Genomic DNA, 16,704 nt, shown 5'->3' on the forward strand with positions numbered 1-16,704 from the left:
TCTATTTATGCTAATTACTTTAATAATTAAGATAGTAGTCATTTTAAATTAATGTAATCAAAGATTATGGAATTATATGAAAAATTAAGATGAGATCAAGTATGAAGATCATCAATCACTCAACTAATGATTTTATCATGATTACAATTAAGTATTATCATCTAAAATACAAAAGATTCCATAATTGCTTAATTACCTACCCTGAATGCTGAATCTCAATGAAAACTTATACCAAAAGTGCTACTGAATTCTGATAAAAATGTATCATATGAGTATTATATATTATATCATAATGCAATTGATATTGAACGAATCGATAAAAGACAAAATAGGATTCTTAATATAGAAAAATTAGAAGATTAACGTTATTTTATTAATTCGAGTTAATAGATAAACCTTATATAATTATCAAAGAAAAAATTGAAATCAATATTGTTAATATTAGATGAAAGTCAACTCTATAAATATATTTTATAAAAGATTGATCTGATACCTTATCTTGATCCAACCATAAAAAAATAAAATATACTTTATTATATCTTTATAAAAGATATGAGATAGTTATTAGTCAAGAAGAACCCATCCAACCTGATTTTCCAGAAATTACTCATGAAAATATTATTAGCTAAACCACGCGGTTTTTGTGCTGGAGTTAAACGTGCAATTAACATTGTAGAACGTGTATTAGAAATATATGGAGCACCGATTTTTGTATACCATGAAATAGTTCATAATCGCTATGTAATTAATAATCTTCAAAATCGTGGGGTAATTTTTGTTAATAAAATAGATAACGTTCCAGAAAAATCAATTCTTATCTTCTCTGCTCATGGTGTATCCAGGATAATACGTCAACAAGCTATAAAACGGAATTTAACTATGCTATTTGATGCAACTTGTCCTTTGGTTACAAAAGTTCACCTAGAGGTGGTTCGTGCCAGTCGTACAGGAACTGAAGCCATTTTAATCGGTCATTCTGGTCATCCAGAAATCGAAGGAACTATGGGTCAGTATCATAATCCACTTGGTGGTATATACCTAATTGAAAAATCAGAAGATATATATAAACTTCAGGTCAAAAACGAAAACAAATTGTGTGTTATGACGCAGACCACCTTATCAATTAATGATAGCAAGAAGATCATTAATAAACTGCGTTCGCATTTTCCTAAAATAGCTAACTCACCTCACAAGGATATCTGTTATGCTACAACTAACCGTCAAACAGCAGTAAGAAACTTAGCATATAAGACTGATCTTGTTCTGGTAGTAGGATCCAAAAACTCCTCTAATTCTAATCGATTAGTAGAACAAGCTAAGTCTATAGGAACAGTCTCGTATCTAATCGACTCCAAAGAAGACATTGATGAGAAATGGATAAAAAATATTAGCTGTATTGGTGTGACAGCTGGAGCATCTGCACCAGATATACTTGTTCAACAAGTTATTGAACGGCTATCTGAATTAGGAGGAGTAAATGTTACGGAGCTAGTAGGATGTGAAGAAAAAATGATATTTAAAATCCCTAAGGAGCTCCATATCGCTATGCAAATTCTTAAATAATTAAGAAATAAATTATTAATTTATGAATTAATATCTACTTATAATAGACAAATAATAATATTAAGGATAAATGCTATGTCCTAATTTTATAAAAAATTAATATAACATTACTTGAGACTCATTCATCAAACAAGAATCTCTATCTTAAGATTATGAATAACCACCAGCATTAAAATACTACTCTAGTACAGATTAAAAATATATCCATGACTTTCTATATAAAGAAAAAATAAGATAACATCTTATATCTTCTCTAATATCTAATCTTCAATTAACTGATACATCTTATTCAACTCATTTTATAACAATTAGATTTTATATGTATGTAAATCAACAAAACTGTAGGATCCCTATATCCCAATCTAGGGGCTCTACTACTTAACTTTTTATTAAGTACTATTTCTTATAAATTAGATAATTTATGATAATTATCTAAACGTATATTTCAACCAGCTTCTATAAAAGATCAAAACTATAATTTTACAACCAGTTTTTTCGCTTAAAATAAGCATAAGGCGCCAATCCTGCAAGGATCATAACTATGATGGCTATTGGATAACCTAAAGCCCATCTTAACTCTGGCATGAACATAAAATTCATCCCATAACTAGATGCTACAAGAGTAGGAGGTAGAAAAACTACTGACACGACTGAGAAAATTTTAATTATACGACTTTGCTCAATATTTATAAACCCCATAGCTGCTTGCAGTAAGAAATTAACTTTCTGAAATAATGACTCTGTATGTGGTAAAAGCGATTCAATATCACGTAAAATCTCACGTGCTTGCTCTAACTGATTACCAGGCAAACGATCCTTTCTTACTAAGAAATTTAAAGCCCTCTGTGTGTCCATAAGACAAAGACGAACTTTCCAACCAATATCTTCCTGACCTGCTAATGCTGATAATGCCTCATCAAATTCATCGGATTGCTTACCACCCATAATAACTCTACTAAATTTTTCTAAGTTGCTCGATATGTTTTCAATCTGATCTGCTAACTGTTCAATTTTGGTTTCAAATAAATCCAATAATAATTCATAAGCATTACCATCAATTAAAGTTTGATTACGAGCCCTCATACGGTACAAACGAAATGCTGGTAATTCTCGTTCGCGTAAAGTATAGAGGCGACCTTCTCGGATAGTAAAGGCTACTGTTGAATTACCCGCATGATCATCCATATCTGCATAAAAGAAAAATGAATGAATATGTAAACCATCTTTATCCTCAAAGAAACGTGCTGAAGCTTCAATATCTTCTAGTTCCGGCCTAGTAACTAAAACTTGACCCAAAACGCTTTGTACATACGCCCGTTGAATTTCTTCTGGTTCGATTAAATCGACCCAAATAGACTCACTTAAACTATCACTAGTACTAGGATCCTCCAATTCGAGTCGGCTTAGACGATTATTGTCTAGTCTAAATGCACTCAACATACCCATCTTCCAAAATTAATATAATAAAAAAACCAAAACAGCTTTATAAAATATATTTATGAATAAAAAAATTTTCTACACATCACAATAAATGATTATGCATCATTAATTATAAAATATATCATACCTAATATTACAATTTTTTTATGCGTTCTTGTCAAAAAATCTATTGATTAGACTGACTACTGTCCTTTCTCTATTTACTTCTACGGTATATTTTCAAAAATGATCATCATCTTTGATCTATTTACTTTAAAATACGTACTCATAGTCAACTAAAAAATAACATATCTTATATAAATTGTTAAAAGATAAAAATTGATTCTTCCTTTTTAGAACGTGATAACAAAGCTCTCTTAATCTTATCTAAGAATTTTCTGTATATTCTAATACTCTATGTAGACTTAATACAGTAATCTATGTAGTATTGATTATATTTATACTTTTCATCATAAATATAACATACTACGTATATGGAATACACATTACTCTTTCATTCTTAAGATGAAGAAGAAGTAAATATTTAATCCAATATTATCTAGACTAGAAAAAATCAATCGATATATTAACAAAATAATAATCTTAAATACTATCTATACACTATATATTAATATCTTATGATCAATATATTAATAATAATTATAGCTATATTACAGCTATATTAGACTACATCTGTCTAAAAATAAATCCATGTACGAATAGAAAAATAATATAATTTGATAGTGATCAAGTTACACTATAATAAAATAATATTAATCTGGATTAATACTAGAAGAACTATTTCATAGTCGTTTGCTAAATGACCTTCTTTAAAAAAATAAAACATATAACTTAGTTGATTTTGAAAAAAATCAATTCTTATAAACATTAACACAATATCTTTTATAAAATTATTAGACAGACAAAAGCATTTAATCTCGATAGTACTTCTATGAAGGATTCACAAAATTGTTTCAAGTTTCTTTCAGTAAAAATTAAGTAATTATCTGTTAACATATGTGAATCTCTATATAAATTCTCTAAATATTCACAGAATCCAACTCATATCTTAATAGATATCTTATCTTTATATTCAGTTATAGAATAACGCACTTGTAAGTTTTTTAGTACGTTGTAAACTTTAGTTAATAGTTAGAAACAATTGAAATATTGCATATATTTATGGAGGATTAACAAAGACAAATGATTTGATAATTAATTTTACTAAAGACACAACTTCAAGTTCATGGTTTATATAGATAATAACGAGAAAAAAATGAACAAAACAGCTATCGCAATTACAGCGGCGCTCGCTAGCTTTTCTACAATAGCACAATCCAACGCTAAGGATGATACTTGGTATATTGGTGGACAATCCGGCTGGTCTCAGTACCATGATACAGGTTATTATGGTAATAATTACCAAAATAATGATGGTCCGACCCACAAAAATCAATTAAGTTCTACTTCATTCTTTGGTTATCAAGCGAATCAATATCTTGGATTTGACTTAGGCTATAACTGGTTAGGTCGTATGCCTTATAAAGGAAAAATTACTCACGGTGCTTTTAAAGCACAAGGAATTCAACTATCCACTAAATTAAGTTACCCTATTACTCATGATATAAATATATATACCCGATTAGGAAGCATGATATGGCATACTAACACAAAACAAAAACACTTAGAAGAAAAGCAAAAAAGAACAAATTATACTGGTGTATCACCAGTAGCATCACTGGGAATAGAATACGCCCTAACCAAAAATTGGACAACACATCTCGATTACCAATGGATTAATAATATTGGAGATGCATCAACTGTAGGTACTCGTCCTGATAACAGCCAACTCAATATTGGTTTATCATATCATTTTGGTCAAAACACGCCATCTCTAATGAAAGTTTTTACATCAGCTCCAACCAAAGAAGCCAACCATTGTACTTTAAAGTCTGATGTATTATTTGATTTTGATCAAGCAGATTTAACAATAGAAGGAAAACAAGCACTACATCAAATATATACTCAACTACAAAACATGGATCCTCAACACCGTTCTATCACATTAGTAGGTTATTCAGATTCTATTGGTTCTGAAGAGTATAACCAAAAACTATCTGAAAAAAGGACTCAAACTGTAGTAAACTACTTTATTGCTAAAGGTATTCCTTCTAATCAGATTTCTTCACATGGCGCAGGAAACACCAACCCTATATCGATGAACACTTGTGATCATATAGAAAATAGAAAAGAACTTATAGCGTGCTTAGCACCAGATCGACGTGTAGAGATTGAAGTGCAAGGTCTTCAATTTATAGCAGAAAATCCTTCTAATTAATCTTAATGATCTATAAAAACCCCAGAATTGGGGTTTTTTATAGATCATTTAGGATTTGATTATTAAAAATATCTTTGATATTATCTATTATAAGTTGTTAATATATCTTGTATGTATCAAAACAATGGCAATATAATCTATTTATAATAAAAAATAATATTATTAACAATACTGTCGTTAAAACAATTATTGTTATAGATAAGTAAATATCAATATTATATATCTCGAATATAATTTAGACATAATTATATCCTTAAATTAAGGAGAAAAATATAAAAAAACAATTACCATATATCTATATAATCATTACCACTAATTGATTTAATATATTACACGTTTAACTATATAATAGTTTTTATTCATCATATATTAATATAGTCATGTAGAAATAATAAATACATCAATTGTTTTGATAACAAATCATTCCCTTACCTGATTCGAGAATCTAAAAAGAAACTCTTCACTTTTGATAAAAGAACTATATAAGAATAAATCTCAATCACTGTAATAATTACTACCTTATTTTGTAAGTAATATACTGCTTATACTATAACTTAATTTAATATTAAGTCTTTGTATTATATTTCTTTTTCTCTATATAAGAAATATATTCTAAATATTATCTAGATCATTAGAATAATATCCTCTGATACTATATTATATAACCTACATTACATATTATACCCTTTCCATTACTATGTAATATTATATAATTTTTGATTGGTCATATTACATCAATTGTAACACAATATAAGTAATTCAATTAAAGAAGGATTTACTCTCAACTAACTACAAAACGTAGTGATATGCTATAATCATACATCTATAATATTATCATGTTTTTACAATATTTGTTTAAAAAGAGTATAGTTCTAGCGCTCTGGTTATAAGATTGATCTTGTAAACAGTAACAGGATGCATCTAAAGTTAACCAAATCAATTATTTTTGAGGTCACATAATGAAAACGTCAATTGAAACAACCCAGGGTCTAGGAAAACGTATCACTATTACTATTGATAAAATAGTCATTGAAAAAGCAATCCAGCATGAGCTAGATACCGTAGCTAAAAAAATAAAAATTGATGGTTTTCGTAAAGGTAAAGCACCAAAATTTTTAGTAAAACAACGTTATAGCACTTCTATTCATCAAAATATTTTAAATGAACTTATGCAATATTATTTTATCAATGCAATTACTCAAAAAAAGATCAACCCAGTTGGTGAACCCAAATATATACCTAGGGAATATCTTTGTGGTGAAGACTATACTTTTTCTGCTGAATTTGAAGTATATCCGGAAATTAAAATACAAGGTTTAGAAGGTATGGAAATTGAACAACCGATTTCTGAAGTCACTGAAGACGACGTTACTGTAATGTTAGATCTAATTCGAAAGCAAAGAGCTACCTGGGAAGAAACAACTGAACCTGCAACTACAGAAAATCGTGTTACTCTTGACTTTACTGGCTCTATAAATAATCAACCATTTGAAGGTAATCAAGCCTCAAATATCATATTAACAATAGGAAAAGGGTACACCGAATCAGAAATAATGATCCTTTCTTTACAAGAAAATATTATTGGTCACAAAGCCGGTGAAAAATTTAAAATTAAAATAAAGTTTCCAGAGGATTATACAACTGAAAACCTAAAAGGTAAGGATGCAATATTTGAAATTCTACTCAAAAAAGTTGAAAAACACAAATTACCAGATTTAACTTCTGATTTTATCAAATATCTTGGTATAAAAAATGGATCTATAGAAGAACTACGTATTGAAGTGCGTAAAAACATGCAGCGTGAACTAAAAATTGCTGTGTATAGCTATATTAAGAAACAGGTTATTAGTGGGTTAATTAAAGCTAATAATATAGAGGTACCCGATGTTCTACTTGAAAGCGCAATTAATATTCTAAAAAAACAAACCGCAGAAAGTTTCAGTGATAATAAAAAAAGAGAGCTTACATTACCTCACGAACTATTTGAGGAAGAAGCAAGACGCCATGTACAAGTTAGTCTACTTATAAGTAGTATTATTCATACTTATGACATTACAATTAATGAAGATCATATTCAAAAATTAATCGAAGAAATAGCCTTCTCCCATGAAGATCCATCAAAAACTATCTCATTATACAAAAAAAATGCGACACTTTTGAAAAATATTCAGAATGCTGCCTTAGAGGAAGAAGCTATTGAATTAGTAATTAAAAAAGCTAAATTAACTACAATAGTTAGATCATTTCAAGAAATAATGAATCCACGCTCATCAGAACAAAGTAAGATGATCTCATTCAATAATAATTAATATTTTTTAAAATATGGCATAATAACTAAAGATAAAAAATGAGTTAGCACTTTTCATTATTTACAATTCATATCTAATTATATTAGAATTATTTAAAAAAATTTTTTTGACCACCCAAGCTTGGAACTAAGAATATTAAAGTAATTATAATTTTTCGGATGAATTAAATTTAACTGATCATCACTACGATGAATGAGAATATGGTCATCCTTTTTAATAGGAAGAACAGTTTGGCTATCAAAACTAATTTCAAGATCACCACATATGTCCGAAAAACGTAGACAAATACTACTTCTATTATGAATTACTAGCGGACGAGCTGATAAAGTATGTGAAAACATAGGTACTAATGATATCGCATCTACTGAAGGCATTAAAATAGGTCCTCCTGCAGACAATGCGTAAGCAGTAGAACCAGTAGGAGTTGAAATAATTAAACCATCAGAACGTTCTGAAAAAGCAAATATTTCATCAATATAGACTTTAAATTCAATCATATGTGCTATTTTTCCAGGATGCACTACTACTTCATTCATTGCAGTAGAAATGCACGGCGGACCTGATTGATGACATATCTGTGCCTCTAGCAAAAAACGTCTATCAACATAAAAATGACCAGCAAGCACTTTCTCCAACTGAGACTGAGCATCTTCCGGATCTAAATCAGTTAAAAATCCAAGATTCCCTCGATTAATACCAATGACCTTGATATCATAACGAGCGAGACTACGAGCAGCGCTTAACATGCTTCCATCACCACCGACTACTACAGCTAAATCGGCAATACGACCAATATCTGATAATGTTCCTGTTTTAACACGACAACATGCATGTAACTGATTTGCAATATGGGTTTCAATAATAACTTGATAACCTTCTTCTAGCAACCAACGATAGAGCGTAGTATAAGTACTTAGCATAGAAGGGTGACGTGGATGCCCAATAATTCCAATACAGCTGAAAAACCGATTCATTATATTAATATTCCTTATAAAACAAACTAGTCTGACAGTGATATGTCCCTTGCAACCACAATAATCACCCCCCATAATAAGAACATTAGCGAGATGAATTTGTATAAACACGGAGAAATTCATGAGTAGCCCAGACAAAAACACAACAAACGAAAAAGATATAAATAAGATTGAGATAGAACAGGGAAGAACAGAAGATCAAATCACATCCTCAGAAGTAACAAAGGACAATATTGAAAATTTAGCTATCCTAGAAAGAAATTTACTCGAGTTAAAAAATACTTTACGTGATACAAAACTACGAGCTCAAGCTGAAATTGAAAACATCCGCCGCCGTACTAAAGTAGATATAGAAAAAGCACATAAATTTGCTCTAGAAAAATTTGCTAACGAATTACTTCCTGTCATTGATAACCTCGAGAGAGCATTAGAAATAGCAGATAAATCCAATCCTGTCCTATTACCTATGATAGAAGGGGTTGATCTAACAATGAAAACGTTACTAGATACAATCTATAAATTTGGTATAGAAATTATTAGTCAAACTCATGTTCCGTTTAATCCAGAAGTTCATCAAGCCATGTCAATGCTGGACTCTGAAACGGTGGAAGCTAACTATGTCATAATGGTCATGCAGCGCGGCTACACACTGAATGGTCGTTTGCTTCGACCAGCAATGGTTACTGTTTCCAAAGGTAAGAAAAAATAAATCTTATATTTTTAAAAAATCGTTTAATTAGATATTTGACTATTTATTGTAATAATATTGTAATAGTTACTTATTTATATGAGTAAAGAGTATATAATCTAACCAAAGAAGAAGAATGTATTCTTTGGTTAGATCTTCATTCATCATAATTCACTAGTTCTTGGCATTTAAAGAACTAATCGATAGAATATTATATTAAAAGAAGAAGCAGCATCCAATTTATAATACTTTTTCCTTGTTTATCTAGCCATTGATTGGCTTTAGAAAAATGCTTACACCCAAAAAATCCACGAAATGCAGATAAAGGTGAGGGATGTGGTGCTAACAAAACATAATGACGTTTTCGATCAATAAGAACAGCTTTTCTTTGCGCATACCAGCCCCATAAGAAAAATACTACACCTGTAGCACGTTGATTAATAACAGAAATAACTTTATTAGTAAAGATTTCCCAACCAAAGTTCGCATGAGAATAAGCACGACCAGCTTCAACAGTTAAAACACTATTCAGTAATAAAACTCCTTGTATTGCCCAACTTTCTAGGTAACCATGTGTAGGAGATAAAAAACTAGGAATATCATTGATTAATTCTCTATATATATTAAAGAGAGAGGGAGGAATCTTTGTACCAGGATGAACAGAAAAAGATAATCCATTTGCCTGATTAGGACCATGATAAGGATCCTGTCCCACAATAACAACTTTTACTTCTTTTAATGGTGTTAAATGAAAAGCATGAAAAATATCATTTTTATCAGGATAAATAATCTTGCCAGCCTTACGCGAAAAGTTAATTCGTTCAATTAACTCCTTAAAATAACCCTGCTCTTTTTCATGCGCAAACAAGTGGGACCAAGTAACCATCCTTTTCATTAAAATCCTCTAAATTTAGATACATGAATATTATGTAATCTGTTGTCCTGCTATAATAATTTAGTGAATTAGTTTATTATATAAAGCGATGAATAGTTCATTTTTCATCTCTTAAAAATATCCAATGAACTATCTATAAATATACTTGTATTAATACTAATGTTTAAAAAAACAGAATAATTAAGTTCTTTCACAAAATAAATAATTAATATAATTGAAAAGATTCTATTTTTAGAAATGGAGTTACAGATTGATTTTATTTTTTTGATGTTTCCACTATGAATTTCATATCATGCGCTTTTCACTCATTAGTGAAGTAAATATTAGATAAATAGTCCATTCAATCTTCTAAATAATAATTATAAGAAATAATATTAGTCCATGTTAGTAGAACTGGTGGTTACCCCAACTCAACATAGAATATAACTAACCAATCTTATATTAATCAGAGCACATCTACATGTATCATCAACATATAGAATAAAGGTGTTATATAATCCATTAAGTAAAAAGAACTATTTGATCTACTTACAATTAAATAATCATCTATCTCCGAATCTTTATAAAAGAACGTAATCATTTCTAATGCTGTAATACATCATTTTATTGATATATTTTAGATTAAAATAATATCAATGTTATACGTTATTTATTAGTAATAAACTAATTATGTTAAATCAAAAAATATAAATATTCATTATAGTATCCATATAATCTTGATCTATTGCTAGATAACTAATTTCAATTGATCTAATGAAACTAATCTAATAATACCTATCTGTTTAGACAATAAAATATAGTCCGATAACAATCAGTCTGATCTATAAATCAAATAAATAATAATACAATAAATCTATATACATATCTGTTATGAATTTTTAGTTTTTACTCAACCACATCTTAATTTTTTATTCTAGACTGAAGAGTCTTTTTATGAAAAATATTTATTAATGCCTTAATAGATCTACTACCTAATTTTTTATTACCTGCCATATAGTTAAAATAGTAAATATGTAATTATTTAAAATTATCTATCAAATTAATAGTACAATTATACAATATAATGCTCTACCATCACATAGATTATTTATAATTTCCTGTTCATTGAATAAATTCAATGATAATCTAGACCTAACTTATTCTATAGAGACAGAGATAAAAATTAAAATCTAGATAGTAGAGTGATTCATTAAAAACCTCCTAAGTTTATCAGATAAAAGAAAACGAGATATATTTATACTAAAGTATTCAATAATTAATACAAATGATCACTAAAATTATGCAATCAATTAAATCTAAAATTAATAACCTGCAACTTGTATTTCAGATATTAAAATAGATCCACATTGAATCTTTCCACGTTTTTCAATATCCTCACCCATAGAAACAATGTTCTTCCATATATCCCTTAGATTACCAGAAATGGTAATTTCACTAACCGGATACTGGATTATACCATGTTTTACCCAAAATCCTGAAACACCACGAGAATAATCTCCAGTTATCTTATTAAACCCCTGGCCTAGAAATTTAGTTACCAATAGTCCTGTCCCTAACTGCGTAAGAATGTTATTAAAGGAGTATTTCTTTCCACATACAAACCAAGTATAAATGCCACCAGCATGGCCATTACTCTCTAATCCAAGCTTACGACCTGTATAACTATTTAATAACCACTGTTGTAAAACACCATTTGTAACAATCTCAGTCTTATTTGTTTGCACACCTTCATTATCAAACGGAGCCGATGCTAAACCTTTCAATATATGAGGATCTTCTTTAATGCTAAGCCATTTAGGAAAAATCTGCTCACCTAATGCATCTAATAAAAAAGTAGATTTCTGATCTACATTTCTTCCATTAATTGCTACAGCAAGATGTTCAAATAGTTCTGTTGCTACTTCTGCAAGAAAGATAACAGGCACTTTCATGGTTCTCAGCTTGCGAGGTGACAAACGTGATAACACGCGACGACCACATTCTGCACCAATCTCTTCTGGTCGTTGAAGATCCTTGATTGATCGAGCAATCGAATAAAAATTATCCCGCTCCATTTTTCCGTTAGCCTCGGCAATAACACAACTAGAAACTGCATACTGAGTAAAACCATAGCTTTGGATCATACCGTGACTATTACCAAAAACTTTAATACCTATACGACTATCAAAGCTTCCACCTCCAGTCTTAGTAATTCGAGAATCCATCTGTAAAGCTGCCTTCTCCGCACTTGATGCTAAGTTAATATATAAATCAATATTCATGTTTTCTGGATAATATAGATCTAAATCTGGAGAATTAAATGCCATAAGAGAATGATCTGCTATTCCTGAACAAGGATCCAAAGAAGTATATTGTGCAAACCCTAATGCTGCTTCCATAGTCTTTTTAATCGCTGTTTGACTAAAATCCGTAGAAGAAGCGCTTCCCTGATGTTGCTGGTAGTAAGCAGTAATCCACAGTGAAGTATCGCTATGAAACTGAATATTTTCTATTACCCCATAACTAGTACTAATACTAATACCACTACTTTGAATGACAGTGACCTCAGCCAGACTACGATGCGCTTCAGCTAAATTAAGCGCTGTTTCTACTGCTTTCTCTAAAATATGACTCTTTTCTATTATCTTTGATAATACTTTCATGAACCAACCATATATTCAAAATGTGATTCTCAATACTCGATAATGATCAATATAAATCCCTGATAATCATCTCAATAACATATGATAAGTCTCACCTAATAATAAAACCCATGATTTCTATAATAAAATATTTTAGATATACTAAATACTAATATATATTAAAATAATGATGATTAACTGATCAAAACATTATAACATAAATAAAAATATTTCTATCAAGAAAGTAGTTTGTACTCTAAATTAATTACTCAGACTAATCTTTTAAATAAAAAGACAACTATCCCTGCCTAGGGCAGGGCCATCTATGTCACCACTTTTAATATAAATATTACAATTAATAATATATAAAATTATACCTCTTATTAAATTAATCAAATAAATTTAAATAACAATATAGATTCAGTTCTAATCAAGTTACAAAATAATTATCAATTATCATTCTAGTATAATTACTATCTTCTACTGAAGATTCACGACATATAAGTTACCGCCATCTCAGGTAAATGCATATTTTGCATTCTATCAAATATCTTATATATCCATATTATTTCTATCACATAGAACAATATAAAAATTTTTTAAAATAAAATTAAATCAAGACAATTACTCTCCATCCTGGACTTACTAGTATAACTTAACAAGCTATATCCATTGAATTTTTATAAATTTTTTATACTAAAATATAAAATAGAATGATAAAAAATAAGTTTCCTACATTTACAAGAATATTTAAAATTAAAATCTATATATTTTCTTATTAAAAAGAAATTATCTAAATATACTAAGAAAAGTTAATAATAAAATTATAACTAAGATATAATGTATCTAGATATTTTCATATCAGAAATAAAACCTAAAACTTTTTATTACTCTTTTATTAATTAGACAATACATAAACAGAAACCTATCTAATAAACATTATGATATATCACATATATAACTTTAAATTATAGATCAAATATCCTACATATCATTCTTAGATGATTTTTATTTTATAAAAACAAGTCACAACTACTCCCACAAGTATATGTAGAATTATTTATATTGTATTTTTACTAAAACAAAAATATAAAATACAAATAATTAATATGATAAGATTGTATCAAATTAATTCTATCAATAATTATTCCAATCATGATTAATATAATCATAAAATATTTTGTTAATACATTTATAAAGATACTGTAGCTTACAGCTACATAATAAAGATTGATTTCTTCAATAAGGTTATAAACAATAATTCAATATATTCGTAATTCACAATTATTAATTTTTTCTTATATCTAATAACTTATCTACAACCATATTAATAGTTTCACTTAATTATAATCTATTAATTTACTGACATTCATTTCATTTCAGTTAACAACTTCACATATACAATACCTCTGACATTAATATCTAATATAAACATCTTCATCTCTCTATTTTTATTTCGTAAAATATACTTTATCTGGATATATAAAACTCTATCCATTTTTTATAATTTGTAAAACATCACATAACTAATTATATAGACTAAAATCTCATCTAAATTATGAAGTCGATGATAGAACCCATCCGCCCTTTCCTTCCGGTAAAGAACACGAATTACCATTTTTATCTACAGATACATAAATAAATATACCTTCAGTGGTGCAATAGTGCCGACCCAGTGGTTCTGAAGAAACTTTCTTGATCCATACTTCTATTTTAATTCTAATTGAACTTCTTCCAGTTCTTATGCAGTAAGCGTGACATGATACAACATCACCTACTCTGACAGGCTTTAAGAATGTTATGCTTTCAACCTGTACCGTAACTACACGTCCTCCCGCTATCTCTTTAGCTAAAATAGCACCACCTATATCCATTTGTGACATTAACCACCCGCCAAATATATCGCCATTAGCATTGGTATCTGCTGGCATAGCTAGGGTTCTTAAAACCATTTCACCAGGTGGTTTTCTAAGATCTATATTCATTATATACTCTTGTCAGTTAAAATATGATAATCTAAAATAATTTTACTTATTTCTTTTTAATATACTGTTATTCTTTCTATTTATCATACGATAAATATAAAATCCATTCCATAATCCAAATAATAACATAAGGCTTCCTAATCCAAAAACCTTAAAAGTTACCCACATTGCTTGAGAAAAATAAAAAATGCTATACGTATTCGCAAGACTACAAAAAACGAAAAAGATTGCCCAGATAATATTTAAATGTCTCCAAGCAGATTTTGATAAATTAATTTCTCTACCTAGCATTCTCTCTACTAAAGTCTCTTTCATAAAAAAATGGCTATATAAAAAAACTATACTAAAAAGAGCATATAAAATAGTTGCTTTCCACTGGATATAGTCTGGATTGTGCATAATAATAGTTAAAGCACCAAAAATAGAAATAAAAGCAAAAGTAATTAATGACAATGTTTCTACTTTAGAGTATAACCACCAACGAAGAACTAAAGAACAGCCGGAAGCAACAATCATTGCCATAGAAGCAAAAAAAATATCGTAGATATTATAAAAAATAAAAAAAAATAAAAGAGGACAAACATCCAATAATTTCTTCATAAAAATTTCCAACGTAAGAGAAAATATAAAAATTTTTATAATAATTACTTTCTATACACATCATAAATGATAAACTCAATTTAATAACATATAAAGACGAAACAGATATACTATTAATATAGCAGAAATTAAATTACTAAAAGTATTTAGAATAATTGAAATTATATCTGGAGGAAGAGCTATTAACTTTGATGCTAATAACAAAATTAAGATTTTGGATAACATCCAAAACATAACAGAAGGTGCTATGAACCGTATCTGACTCCATCCAATTTGACTACTGGTCTGTATAGAGGTAAAGAGCCCTACTTTATCAGTAGTGATGATAATTGGAGCTAACGCAAATAACACTGATAACAAGATCCCTGGAAACACTAATACCATAAAACCTAGTTGTATACTTAATGTCATTATAGAGATTAATAAAAACAGACGAGCAAGACTCGGAATAGAAGCGCCTAATGCAATTAGTGCACTGACCTTTTTTCCAGAAGATGCAATGGAAATCAAACTAAGCATACCACCTAATAACATAGTATTTCCGACTAAAGAAGAAAACGTTCCAACTGCAGAAACTTGAAAAAGTACATGTTGTTGCTGAGGAGACATATTACGAATAATCTCTATTAAATTATTTGTAGAACTAATTAATTCTTTATTATTAATCACTTGAATCTGATCAAGAGATGGCATGAGACTCTTATTCAATAATATTGTTATACATGAAATCAGGAATGCCATTAAGATAATATTTACCCATTGATGCCGCAAAAAGTTGCTAGTATCACGATATAAAGAGCTGACTCTGATCAACATGTTTTCTCCTTTAAAAAACCAATTAAAATATGATCATTATCATAGATCTATTGTTGAAATCTAATGCTTATTAGAAATCTTCTACTAAAACTGATATCAGTTTTAGTATATAAATATAATTTTTATAATAATTACAGTCAATTAGCTTATAGTATTACTAACCTTACTATATCACGACAAAATAAATTTAATAATCTTACTCAAATCTTAATTAGTCTAAATCTGACAATACACTCAGCATACTATCTCTCCTAAACTTTAAAATAAACACAATAAAAAATATAAAAATATAAAACCAATATTTCTGAATACTATCTAGAAAAATTTACCTATTCTTTTTATATTATTTACATTTTAACGCGAGACATGATAATTATAAAATATCAAAACTATAAAAAATTCGATGCATTTGATTTATAATACAAACGATAAAAATAAAATAATTTACTCATTAAGTTTTGCTATATTTAGTTATTAATCAATTTAATTACTTTCA

At 28.7% G+C, this 16,704-nt stretch carries 11 protein-coding genes; 4 read left to right on the top strand and 7 right to left on the bottom strand.

The features are described from left to right. Window positions 1-609 precede the first annotated feature (609 nt). The gene (gene ispH, locus ERCIPICE3303_RS02260; protein ID WP_157991102.1) at window positions 610-1,563 is read left to right on the top strand and encodes a 4-hydroxy-3-methylbut-2-enyl diphosphate reductase; all 954 of its coding nucleotides are present in this window, start codon (window positions 610-612) and stop codon (window positions 1,561-1,563) included. 480 nt (window positions 1,564-2,043) lie between these two features. Here ispH and corA read toward each other — a convergent pair whose 3' ends face one another. Beyond that, window positions 2,044-3,003: a magnesium/cobalt transporter CorA gene (gene corA, locus ERCIPICE3303_RS02265; RefSeq protein WP_157991103.1), complete on the bottom strand. Its 960-nt coding sequence runs from the start codon at window positions 3,001-3,003 to the stop codon at window positions 2,044-2,046. Window positions 3,004-4,258: 1,255 nt separating this feature from the next. Here corA and ompA point away from each other — a divergent pair. Continuing rightward, window positions 4,259-5,320 carry a porin OmpA gene (gene ompA / locus ERCIPICE3303_RS02270; protein WP_157991104.1) on the top strand — a complete coding sequence of 354 codons (1,062 nt, stop codon included), beginning with the start codon at window positions 4,259-4,261 and terminating at the stop codon, window positions 5,318-5,320. A 959-nt stretch (window positions 5,321-6,279) separates the two neighbouring features. Further along, on the top strand, window positions 6,280-7,629 hold the full coding sequence (gene tig / locus ERCIPICE3303_RS02275; RefSeq protein ID WP_157991105.1) for a trigger factor: 1,350 nt from the start codon (window positions 6,280-6,282) through the stop codon (window positions 7,627-7,629). 92 nt (window positions 7,630-7,721) lie between these two features. Here the strand turns inward: tig and nadK are convergent, their stop codons facing one another. Then, entirely contained in the window at window positions 7,722-8,603 is an 882-nt protein-coding gene (nadK, locus tag ERCIPICE3303_RS02280; protein WP_157991308.1) for an NAD(+) kinase, read from the bottom strand. A gap of 121 nt (window positions 8,604-8,724) precedes the next feature. Between nadK and grpE the strand changes: the two genes are divergently transcribed. Next, entirely contained in the window at window positions 8,725-9,312 is a 588-nt protein-coding gene (gene grpE, locus ERCIPICE3303_RS02285; RefSeq protein WP_157991106.1) for a nucleotide exchange factor GrpE, read from the top strand. Window positions 9,313-9,502: 190 nt separating this feature from the next. Here grpE and ung read toward each other — a convergent pair whose 3' ends face one another. The 5 genes from ung to ERCIPICE3303_RS02310 all read right to left on the bottom strand — a co-directional run bounded on the left by ung (window position 9,503) and on the right by ERCIPICE3303_RS02310 (window position 16,208). After that, window positions 9,503-10,186 (bottom strand): uracil-DNA glycosylase, encoded by a 684-nt coding sequence (gene ung, locus ERCIPICE3303_RS02290; protein ID WP_157991107.1) that lies wholly within the window; start codon window positions 10,184-10,186, stop codon window positions 9,503-9,505. A 1,301-nt stretch (window positions 10,187-11,487) separates the two neighbouring features. Next, entirely contained in the window at window positions 11,488-12,828 is a 1,341-nt protein-coding gene (pmbA, locus tag ERCIPICE3303_RS02295) for a metalloprotease PmbA (RefSeq protein WP_157991108.1), read from the bottom strand. A 1,535-nt stretch (window positions 12,829-14,363) separates the two neighbouring features. After that, entirely contained in the window at window positions 14,364-14,792 is a 429-nt protein-coding gene (gene yciA, locus ERCIPICE3303_RS02300) for an acyl-CoA thioester hydrolase YciA (RefSeq protein ID WP_157991109.1), read from the bottom strand. Between the two features lie 42 nt (window positions 14,793-14,834). After that, window positions 14,835-15,392 carry a septation protein A gene (locus tag ERCIPICE3303_RS02305; protein ID WP_157991110.1) on the bottom strand — a complete coding sequence of 186 codons (558 nt, stop codon included), beginning with the start codon at window positions 15,390-15,392 and terminating at the stop codon, window positions 14,835-14,837. A 75-nt stretch (window positions 15,393-15,467) separates the two neighbouring features. Beyond that, window positions 15,468-16,208 carry a YciC family protein gene (locus tag ERCIPICE3303_RS02310; protein WP_157991111.1) on the bottom strand — a complete coding sequence of 247 codons (741 nt, stop codon included), beginning with the start codon at window positions 16,206-16,208 and terminating at the stop codon, window positions 15,468-15,470. Window positions 16,209-16,704: the final 496 nt, after the last annotated feature.

The sequence above is a fragment of the Candidatus Erwinia haradaeae genome (assembly GCF_900699015.1).
GTDB lineage: Bacteria > Pseudomonadota > Gammaproteobacteria > Enterobacterales > Enterobacteriaceae > Erwinia_E > Erwinia_E haradaeae_E.

Excerpts from the sequence above, each read along its gene's own strand:
- ERCIPICE3303_RS02305 (WP_157991110.1), bottom strand. The coding sequence starts at position 15,392 with ATGAAGAAATTATTGGATGTTTGTCCTCTTTTATTTTTTTTTATTTTT.
- ung (WP_157991107.1), bottom strand. The coding sequence starts at position 10,186 with ATGAAAAGGATGGTTACTTGGTCCCACTTGTTTGCGCATGAAAAAGAG.
- ERCIPICE3303_RS02310 (WP_157991111.1), bottom strand. The coding sequence starts at position 16,208 with ATGTTGATCAGAGTCAGCTCTTTATATCGTGATACTAGCAACTTTTTG.
- nadK (WP_157991308.1), bottom strand. The coding sequence starts at position 8,603 with ATGAATCGGTTTTTCAGCTGTATTGGAATTATTGGGCATCCACGTCAC.
- pmbA (WP_157991108.1), bottom strand. The coding sequence starts at position 12,828 with ATGAAAGTATTATCAAAGATAATAGAAAAGAGTCATATTTTAGAGAAA.
- yciA (WP_157991109.1), bottom strand. The coding sequence starts at position 14,792 with ATGAATATAGATCTTAGAAAACCACCTGGTGAAATGGTTTTAAGAACC.
- tig (WP_157991105.1), top strand. The coding sequence starts at position 6,280 with ATGAAAACGTCAATTGAAACAACCCAGGGTCTAGGAAAACGTATCACT.
- ispH (WP_157991102.1), top strand. The coding sequence starts at position 610 with ATGAAAATATTATTAGCTAAACCACGCGGTTTTTGTGCTGGAGTTAAA.
- ompA (WP_157991104.1), top strand. The coding sequence starts at position 4,259 with ATGAACAAAACAGCTATCGCAATTACAGCGGCGCTCGCTAGCTTTTCT.
- corA (WP_157991103.1), bottom strand. The coding sequence starts at position 3,003 with ATGTTGAGTGCATTTAGACTAGACAATAATCGTCTAAGCCGACTCGAA.
- grpE (WP_157991106.1), top strand. The coding sequence starts at position 8,725 with ATGAGTAGCCCAGACAAAAACACAACAAACGAAAAAGATATAAATAAG.